Below are 9,346 nucleotides of genomic sequence, written 5' to 3'. Positions count from 1 at the left end.
GTTCGGGCGCCGGGCGGGGGTTGGTCGGCGGGTCGAACGGCGTGGCCGCGCCGAAGGACATCACCGGCGGCACATGCGATCCCGTCGACGGACCGAAGGGCTCGAACCGCGGGGGCGTCCGGTCGACCGGCGCGGCGGGCGGGACCGGCGGTGCGGGCTCGGCCGGGTGGTCGGCGGCCTGGTAGCCGACGATGGGCAGCTCGTAGTTCGAGATCTGCGAGGCCGGGGCCGCCGGGAGCTGCGGTAGCGCGGCCACCGCCCGGGACGCCGCCGATGCCTCGGGGGCATCGATTTGCCGTGGCACGGCCGGGATTTCGCCGGTGCGGCCCGACGGCTGCACGGTGAGGCTGTTGGGCACCAGCACGATGGCGCGCACGCCGCCGTAATCCGATTCGGTCAGCCGCACCGAGATGCCGTTGCGCGCGGCCAGCTGGGCGACCACGAAGCGGCCCAGGCGGAAGTCGTCGGGCAGCATGCTGACACCGAAATCCGGTGCGTCGCGCAGGATCTCGTTGACCCGCGCCAGCTCCTCCTCGGGCATGCCCATGCCCTGGTCGATGACCTCGATGGCCACGCCCTTGCCGACGATGCCGCCGCGCACCTCGACCTGCGACTGCGGCGGGGAGAAGTGGGCGGCATTGTCGACCAGTTCGGCGAGCAGGTGCACGAGGTCGGCCACGGCGCTGCCCGCGATGGACACCTCCGGCAGCCGGGCGATCTTGACGCGGGTGTAGTCGAGGGTCTCGCCGACACTCGAGCGCACGATCTCCAACAGCTGCACCGGATTACGCCACTGCCGACCGGGCTGTCCGCCCGCGAGAATGATCAGGTTCTCGGCATTGCGGCGTTCGCGGGTGGCCAGGTGGTCGAGGCGGAAGTAGATGTCGAGCAGCGCCGGATCTTCCTGCTGCGACTCGGCGGCGTCGAGGATCTCCAGCTGCCGGTGCACGATGACCTGGCTGCGGTGGGCGATATTGAGGAACATCGCCTTGACGCCCTCACGGGTGCGTGCCTCGGTGACGGCGGCGCCGACGGCGGCGGCGTGGGCGTGGTTGAACGCCTTTGCCACCTGGCCGATCTCATCGCTGCCGAAGTCCAGCACCGCGGCCTCGGCGACCGGGTCGACCGGCTTGCCCGTGCGCAGTTTGGCCATGATCTCGGGCAGGCCCTCGTCGGCCAGCACCAGCGTCTCGTTGCGCAACCCCTTGAGGCGGCGGATGATCCGGTTGGCCAGCACCAGCGAGACCAGGAAGGCCAGCGCCGACACCGCGAGCATGCCGCCACCGGCGAGCGCGGAGTCGCGGGCGTTGCGATCACCCTCCTGGGCGGCCAAACCCTCATTGTGCTTACTCATCTGATCCCACAGATGCAGGATCTGGGTGTTGAGCTTGTTGACCGTGTCGTGCCATTCCTGCGGCGTGAAGGTCAGCGGCGCGAGCTGCGGTGTGGCGCCGGGCTTGCTGGGCGGCACGGTGATCGGATCGAGCGCCCGTGAGATCAGGACGTTCTCCATCATGACGATCTTCGTCCAGTCCGGATCGTTCATGAGGGCCTGCATGTCCTTGTCGCCGGTGCCACCGTCACCGCCGGCCAGGACGCCCAGGTTCACACGGTAAGTACCGGCCACCCGGGAGAATTCGATGGCCAGCTCGGGCGGCAGCGTGCCGCCCGCGAGCAGCACCTCGGCCACGGCGGCCTCGCGCGAGAGCATCTCGGAGGCCTGGACGACCTGCAGGCCGTTCGCGACCTCCAGCGCCACCTCGGAGGTGGGCGCGTTGTCGGCGACCATGCGGGTGCCGATCCAGACGACCTCGAGCAGCTTGCCGTAGAAGTAGTAGACATCGGAGATGCCCATGCCATTGGCGTCGATCTGCGCGCGCACGCCGGCGAGCTGAGTGCTGAGGGTGGTCAGGCCACCCACATCGTTGCCGATACCGGCGGGTCCGAGCCGCGCCATGGTCGGGGTGATCGCGGCCAGGCCCTGCAGGGCCTTGTCGAGCCGAACGCGCGCCTGCGCCAAGGTCTTCGGGTTGGCGTCCTCACCGCCGCTCATCTGGGCGATGGATTGCTGACGTTCCTGCTGTACCGCGGCAATCAAGTCGTAGGTGGTGGGGGCCGCGTTGGTCAACGCCTCCGCCCATTCCTTGGCGTGCTTGCCCTCGACCACCAGGTACCCCGCGCCACCCACACCGATCGCGAGCAGCGCCAGGCTCGGGACGAGTGCGATGGCGAGCACGCGGGTCCGGACCCCGAGCCTCGCTCTGAACATCGGGCAAAGGTAACGGGACGTATGTCACATTCGTCGCGCGGGTCCCGCTGAGCGGGAACAAGATTGACTTCCGGATTCATGTATGCGTGTGCATCGCAGGGATTGCCGCTGCTCAGGCCCTTACCAAGATCGGTAATCGAAGGCGGCGCAGCAGAATTCATGCGATTCAGGCGCGGTGGCGGGGCGCCGCCGAGAGGAAGGAACCGACGCGGTGCACTGTCAGGTTCATCTCGTAGGCGACCATGCCCAGGTTGGCCTCGGACCCGGCCTGCAGCGCCAGGCAGGCGTTCGCACCCGCGGCCGTCACGAACAGGACGGCACGGTCGAGTTCGATGACGGCCTGCCGCACCGCGCCGCCGTCGAATCGATGCCCGGCACTGCGGGACAGCCCGAACAGCGTGGAGGACATGGCGCTGAAGTGCTCGGCGTCCTCGCGGCTCAGCCCGGCCGATCGGCCCAGCAGCAGGCCGTCGGTGGAATGCACCACGACGTGCCGCACGCCCGCGAGTTTGTCGACGAGATCGTCGAGGAGCCAATCGAAATCACCAGCGGGGGAGGTGTTCACCGTCGTCTTTCTGTCGGGGTGGGGTGGCGGGGTGCGCGCCGGGATCGGCCAGCCGCGCCTGTCGGGTGCCGTTCTCGATGGCCGAGAACAGGTCTCGCGCCTGTTCGGCGCTGCGTTCGCCGGGGGCCGCCGGGGTCTCGGCGGCCGGTGACTCGGCCAGTTCGGGCGCGAGGTTCTCCTGGCGGCGGCGTCGCGGCAGCTGGGGGCGAGATTCGGCCGGGACCGCGTGCGTGGCGATGTTCGCCGGGTGATCCCGGTTGGACGCGCGGAACTGGTTGATCCGATCGGCCCAGTCCGATGTGGGATCGGAGTACTCCACGGCGGTCTGCGCGGCCGCCTGCTCGAGTTCGGCGCTGCGCTGCGGTTGCCGGTCGATCGACTTCTGTTCCGCGGCGGCGATTTCGCCCTCGATCACGGCCGAGGGAATCAGCACGATCGCGCGGATGCCGCCGTAGTCGGAATCCGACAGACGCACCGAGACGGCGTGGCGGGCCGCCAGCCGGGAGACCACGAACAGACCCAGGCGCGAATCCTCGGACAGGCTGGTCACCGCGAAATCCGGTGGCGCGCTCAGCAGGTCGTTGAGCCGGTCCAGGTCGGCGGCCGGGATGCCCATGCCCTGGTCACTGATCTCGACCACCACACCGCGGCCGACCGACGCACCCGAGATCTCCACCCGCGACTGCGGCGGGGAGAAGCTGGCGGCATTGTCGATCAGCTCGGCCAGCAGGTGGATCAGGTCGGCGACGGCCAGACCGGCGATGAAAGCCTGTGGCAGGCGGCCGGTTCGGACGCGGGTGTAGTCGGCGGTCTCGCCGACCGCGCTGCGCACCAGCTCCAGCAGCGGGACCGGATTGCGCCACTGGCGACCCGGGCGGCCGCCCGCGAGGATGATCAGGTTCTCGGCATTGCGGCGTTCCCGGGTGGCGAGATGGTCGAGCCGGAAGTAAATGTCCAGCAGCGCCGGATCCTCCTGCTGCGATTCGGCGGCGTCGAGGATCTCGAGCTGGCGGTGCACCACCACCTGGCTGCGGTGCGCGATATTGAGGAACACCGATTTCACGCCCTCGCGGGTGCGGGCCTCGGTGACCGCGGCGGTGACGGCGCTGGCGTGGGCGTGGCCGAAAGCCTCGGCCACCTGGCCGATTTCGTCGTGGCCGAAGTCCAGGGTGGGTGTTTCGACCTCGGCGTCGAGGTGTTCGCCCGCGGCCAATCGCCGCATGGTTTCGGGCAGCTGCTCGTCGGCGAGGGCGAAGGTTCGGTCGCGCAGGCGCCGTAGCCTGCCGATGATCCGGTTGGCCAGCATCAGCGCGACCAGGATGGCGGCCAGCGCCACCACGACCATGCCGATCCCGGCCCACAGTGACTTGCGGGTGGTGTCGGAAGCGGCGGCGCTGGCCAGGTGCTGGGCCTCGGTGTTCTCGGCCTGCCACAGGTCGGCCAAACCGTGGGTGACCTCTTCGGCACTGCGCTGCCAGTCGGCGATCGAGATCGGAAGCGACTGCGGGGTGGTGCGTTTGGTCGCGCCCCCGGGCCCGGAACCAGCGGTGTCGGCCTGCGGCAGGGTGCGCTGGGCCAGGACCGGTTCGATCACGCCGAGCCGCTGCCAGGCGGCGCTCGAGACCAGCGCCTTGGCCGCGGCGGCCTGCTCCTCATCGGGCGAGGTGGCGATGCCGTCGACCCGGGTGCGGTAATAGCCCACCAGACTGAGGTATTCCATGCCCAGCGCGGGGGAGAGGTCGTTGCCCTCGATCAGCGCGGCGCCCAAAGCGTAGGCGCGGCTCATGGCTTCGAGGCTGCGCAGCACATCGGCGGCCTGGGTCAGTTCTACCGCGGTGGCGGCGTCAGGTGCGGTCTTCTGCGCGACCTCCACGCCCGCCATCACGCTCTGCGGGATGCGGTTATAGAAGGCATAGGCATCGGCGAGCGCCACCGTGCCGGTGTCGATACCCGAACGCAGTCCGGTGAGTGCCTTGGTCACCTGGGCGATGGCGTCGGTGGCCTTGCCCATGGACTCCGGGCCCATGGCGGTCAGGGTCGACTGGGTCGGCGCGAGCACGCGCAACGCGTTGTCCAGGCGCAGGCGGGCCGTGGTCAGTTGCCGGATATCGATATCCATCCCGGCGATCCGCCACAGCGTGAGCTGCCGTTCGGCCTCGACGGCCTCGATCAGCTCGCGGGTGGGTGCGATACCGGCCTGCATTTCGTCGGCCCAGTTGCGGGCCCGATGCGAGCGGTCCACCAGGGTGCCGGCCGCGCCGACGCCGATGAACACCAGCGCCAGGCTCGGGACCAGCGCGATGGCCAGGATCCGGGTCCGAACCCCCAACTTCGGAAAGCGCATCGCTGCAACGTAACTGCGGCGCCCCGATCGCGGCGATACGAGTCCTTTTGTGCGGGACGGGATTTGACAGCGCAGACCGGACTCCCATAAGCCGGGCGGTAGCCGCGTCGCCACCGCGGCAGCAAGATCATTCGTTTACCTGCGATCCAACTGTGGGCTTCCTGTGAGTCGCGAGCGGGCAAACATGCAGCACTACCTTCAGCCGCGCCCGGGACAGCGGGCCGCGCACGGTGACCCGGGCGCGAGGACGGAGGAGACGAAGTGCAGAACCGAAAGCGCGCCTGGCTGGGCGCGATCGCCGCCATCACGGCCGCGGTGGCCGGGGCGTCCCTGGTCGCCGGCTGTGGGTCGGACAAGAAGGCCGACAACGAGGTGCGCAATATCATCTACCTGCTCGGCGACGGTATGGGACGCACCCATGTCACCGCCGCGCGGCAGCGGTTCGTGGGCGCGAACGGCCGCCTGAACATGGAGCAGCTGCCCTACGTGGGCGCGGTCGCGACCTACGCGGTCGAACCCAACAGCGCCCAGCCGTCGCTGGTGACCGACTCGGCGTCCTCCGCGACCGCCTGGTCCTCGGGTGTGAAGACCTACAACGCCGCCATCGGCGTGGACGCGTACGGCAAGGCGGTGCCCACGCTCATGGAGCAGGCCAAGCAGGCCGGGTTCGCGACCGGCAATGTCAGCACCGCCGAGATCACCGACGCCACCCCCGCCGCCATGTTCAGCCACTCCCTGCTGCGCGGCTGCCAGGGACCGACCTTCAGCGAATCGAGCTGCCTGCCCAAGCAGGCCGACGGCAGCTACGAGGCGCAGCCAGCCGACAAGATGCTGGTCACCCCGATCGCCGAGCAGATCGCCCGCAACAACACCGCCGATGTCATCTTCGGTGGCGGCCTGGCGCGGTTCGAGCCCGATGACCAGAAGGTCATGCAGGACAACGGCTATCAGGTGCTGGGCAGCATGGGCGATCCGGCGCTGAAGGCGCAGACCGCCGAGAGCCAGAAGGTGGCCACCGCCGCCGATCTGAAGTCGGTGCACGGCAAGAAAGTGATCGGCCTGTTCAACCGCGGGAACCTGACCGTCACCAACGCCAAGAACGCGTTGCCCGACGGCGCCCCGCAGAAGCAGGAGCCGACGCTGGCGGAGATGACCACCAAGGCCATCGATCTGCTCTCGAACAACAAGGGCGGCAAGGGCTTCCTGCTGCAGGTGGAGGGCGCGCTGATCGACAAGCGCTCGCACGCCAACGACGCCGCCCAGACCCTCGACGAGGTCAAGGCCTTCGACGATGCGGTGGCCGCGGCCGTGGACTTCGCCAAGAAGGACGGCCACACCATGGTGATCGTGACCGCCGACCACGAGTGCGCGGGCTTCAACATCATCGAGAAGAACACCTTCACCAACGCCGAGGCCGTCGCGCCGCCGACCAATGTCGATGCCACCAACCCGGCCAACAACAGCAAGCCCGGCCGCGACGGCAAGGACAACGTGAAGGATCCGGCGCGCTCGACCGGGTTCGTCAACGGTGCGGGACAGGCGGATCCGCGCAACTTCGCGCCCGCGACCTTCCGGACCCCGGATGACAAGGCCGACGTGAAAGACGGTTCGCCCGAGGCGAGCCTGTGGCTGACCTACCTGTCGGGCAACCACACCGGCGCGGATGTGCAGATCTACGCGTTCGGTCCGGGCGCGCAGGTGTTCGCGGCCAGCCAGGACAACACCTCGCTGTACACCAAGATGCACAAGGCGCTGCTGCCGTGAGACGTGCGGCCGGTGTCCTGATCGGGGGTCTGATGGCCGTGCTGCTGGTCGTGGGCTGTTCGTCCACGTCCGGCCCCGCGACGACGCCCACGCCCGCGGCGGTATCGATGGCTGCGCCGCGGACCACCGAGGCCCCCGCCGCGGCCGTGTCGGTCGCACCCGGTGAGGTCCGGCTGACGCCCGGGCCGTTCACCGATCGGGTGCAGCTCGGAGGCACTCGCCTCGAAGGGGCCACGGTGCGTGGCACTCTCGCGATCACGAGCGATGTCAGTGACGTGCTGGCTCTCGAGGTGCACGCAGCGTTCTACGACGCGACCGGTCGTCTGGTGGGAACCGGGACCTTCCAGCATGCCGACGAGGAACCCGTTTCGGGCGGTCCGCACATTCCCAGCAATGACGGCATCCCGTTCGCCATCACCTCGGCTCCGGCCGGGACGGCGGTCTCGGCCGCCGTGCTGACGATTCCGGTTCTGGTGAACGAATAAACCTGGGCTACACCGGTTTCCGAGATCCCGCATCCGCACCCCTCGTACGGATGCGGGATCGTGGCCCGGGGTACTACTGGCTGTTTGTTCGCTCCCCGATCACGATCGGTTACAGATTTCACAGGTAGCGAGAATTTTCCCGGCAAACCGGGCATCACGCACGCCCCGTCACCGCCCGGATAGCTGGATGAATGGGCAAATCTGCGGCTATACCGACATTTCCGGCCGCAAGGCCGATGCGAACGGCCGGGATCCCACAGTCGCGGCCCGGTGCCGAGAACCCGGGGTAGATTGTGTGTATCCAGAGGTTACTCGTAAGTAGGAGGCGATGATGCCGGTGCCGGCTGCCGCGGTATTCGAACGGCTGGGTTCGTTCGCGGCCGTGGATTCCACCCAGGAGCACGCGACCCGGGCGATCACCGAGGTGTTCACCGGCGCGACCCTCGGCTCGGTGCCGGTCGGGACCGCCGCCGATGTCAGCGCCGCCTTCGCCAAAGCCCGTGCCGCCCAGGTCGAATGGGCCGCGCGCACGCCCAAGCAGCGGGCCGAGGTGCTGGATCGCTACCGGGCGCTGGTGGTCGAGAACCGCGAATTCCTCATGGACATCATCCAGGCCGAGACCGGTAAGGCGCGGTGGGCGGCCCAGGAAGAGGTCATGGGCCTGATGCTCGCGGCCCGCTACTTCTCCCGCGTAGCACCGCAGCTGCTCGCGCCGCACAGCGTGCCCGGCGCGTTCCCGGTGCTGAACCGGGCCTCGGTGCGCGCGGTGCCCAAGGGCGTGGTCGGCGTGATCGCGCCGTGGAACTACCCGATGCTGCTGTCGGTGGGCGATTCGATTCCCGCGCTGGCGGCCGGAAATGCCGTGGTGGTCAAGCCCGACAGCCAGACCCCGTACTCGTCGCTGGCCAACGCCGAACTGTTCATCCGCGCCGGACTTCCGCGCGATCTCTACGCCGTGGTCCCCGGCCCCGGCACCGTGGTCGGCACCGCCATCGTCGACCAGTGCGACTACCTCATGTTCACCGGTTCCTCCGCCACCGGCCGGACCCTGGCCGAGCAGTGCGGGCGCCGCCTGATCGGCTTCTCCGCGGAACTCGGTGGCAAAAACCCCATGATCGTCACGCGCGGAGCCGATCTCGACAAGGCCGCCAAGGCCGCCGTCCGCGCCTGCTTCTCCAACGCGGGCCAGCTCTGTATCTCCATCGAGCGCATGTACGTCGAGCGCCCGATCGCCGACGAGTTCACCGAGAAGTTCGTCGCCGCGGTGCAGGCCGCCAAACTCGGTGCGGCATACGACTTCTCGACCGACATCGGCAGCCTCATCTCCGAATCCCAGCTGGAGACCGTCACCAAGCACGTGGCCGACGCCGTCTCCAAGGGCGCGAAGGTCCTCACCGGCGGCAACCCCCGCCCCGACCTCGGCCCCCTCTTCTTCGAACCGACCGTCCTCGCCGACGTCACCGATGCCATGGAATGCGGCCGCAACGAAACCTTCGGCCCCCTGGTCTCCATCTATCCGGTCGACTCGGTGGACGAGGCGATCACCCGCGCCAATGACACCGAATACGGCCTCAACGCCAGCGTCTGGGCCTCCAGCAAAGCCGAAGGCGAGCGCATCGCCCAGCAATTGCACGCCGGCACAGTCAATGTCGACGAGGGCTACGCCCCCGCCTGGGGCACCACCGGCGCCCCCATGGGCGGCATGGGCATCTCCGGCGTAGGCCGCCGCCACGGCCCCGACGGCCTCCTCAAATTCACCGAACCCCAATCCATAGTCGTAACCCGCTTCCTCAACCTCGACGCCCCCGCCTTCCTCCCCCAAGACAAATGGCAGGCCCTCCTCATGACCCTCGCCCGCAGCTTCCGCTTCCTCCCCGGCCGCTGAGCCGGGACGACCACCCCTCCGGCGCGCGTACGCA

General features: G+C 68.9%; 6 protein-coding genes. 3 read left to right on the top strand and 3 right to left on the bottom strand.

Annotation, left to right across the window (positions count from 1 at the left end; all coding sequences use genetic code 11):
* The 3 genes from ACAM49_RS06420 to ACAM49_RS06410 form a co-directional block, all read right to left on the bottom strand.
* Positions 1 to 2,269 (bottom strand): nitrate- and nitrite sensing domain-containing protein (locus ACAM49_RS06420; RefSeq protein ID WP_369634514.1); only part of this gene is annotated, 2,269 nt, incomplete at its 3' end.
* 166 nt (positions 2,270 to 2,435) lie between these two features.
* A complete protein-coding gene (locus ACAM49_RS06415) occupies positions 2,436 to 2,834 on the bottom strand; it encodes a roadblock/LC7 domain-containing protein (RefSeq protein ID WP_369634513.1) in 399 nt (132 codons plus the stop codon).
* Complete coding sequence (locus ACAM49_RS06410; protein ID WP_369634512.1) at positions 2,812 to 5,178, bottom strand: nitrate- and nitrite sensing domain-containing protein; 2,367 nt, start codon at positions 5,176 to 5,178, stop codon at positions 2,812 to 2,814. Before ACAM49_RS06410 ends, ACAM49_RS06415 begins: the two co-directional genes overlap by 23 nt.
* A gap of 261 nt (positions 5,179 to 5,439) precedes the next feature.
* Here ACAM49_RS06410 and ACAM49_RS06405 point away from each other — a divergent pair, with 261 nt between their 5' ends.
* The 3 genes from ACAM49_RS06405 (at position 5,440) to ACAM49_RS06395 (ending at position 9,312) form a co-directional block, all read left to right on the top strand.
* On the top strand, positions 5,440 to 6,942 hold the full coding sequence (locus tag ACAM49_RS06405) for an alkaline phosphatase (protein WP_369634511.1): 1,503 nt from the start codon (positions 5,440 to 5,442) through the stop codon (positions 6,940 to 6,942).
* Complete coding sequence (locus ACAM49_RS06400) at positions 6,939 to 7,427, top strand: hypothetical protein (RefSeq protein WP_369634510.1); 489 nt, start codon at positions 6,939 to 6,941, stop codon at positions 7,425 to 7,427. The genes ACAM49_RS06405 and ACAM49_RS06400 overlap by 4 nt, the downstream gene beginning before the upstream one ends.
* Positions 7,428 to 7,758: 331 nt before the next feature.
* On the top strand, positions 7,759 to 9,312 hold the full coding sequence (locus ACAM49_RS06395; RefSeq protein ID WP_369634509.1) for a succinic semialdehyde dehydrogenase: 1,554 nt from the start codon (positions 7,759 to 7,761) through the stop codon (positions 9,310 to 9,312).
* Positions 9,313 to 9,346: the final 34 nt, after the last annotated feature.

The organism is Nocardia sp. JMUB6875 (assembly GCF_041154655.1).
GTDB lineage: Bacteria > Actinomycetota > Actinomycetes > Mycobacteriales > Mycobacteriaceae > Nocardia.
The sequence above is the reverse complement of the archived record's forward strand: the minus strand, read 5'-3'. Positions and strand labels throughout refer to the sequence as shown.

Coding starts and splice junctions, on each gene's coding strand:
- ACAM49_RS06410 (WP_369634512.1), bottom strand. CDS start 5,178: ATGCGCTTTCCGAAGTTGGGGGTTCGGACCCGGATCCTGGCCATCGCG.
- ACAM49_RS06395 (WP_369634509.1), top strand. CDS start 7,759: ATGCCGGTGCCGGCTGCCGCGGTATTCGAACGGCTGGGTTCGTTCGCG.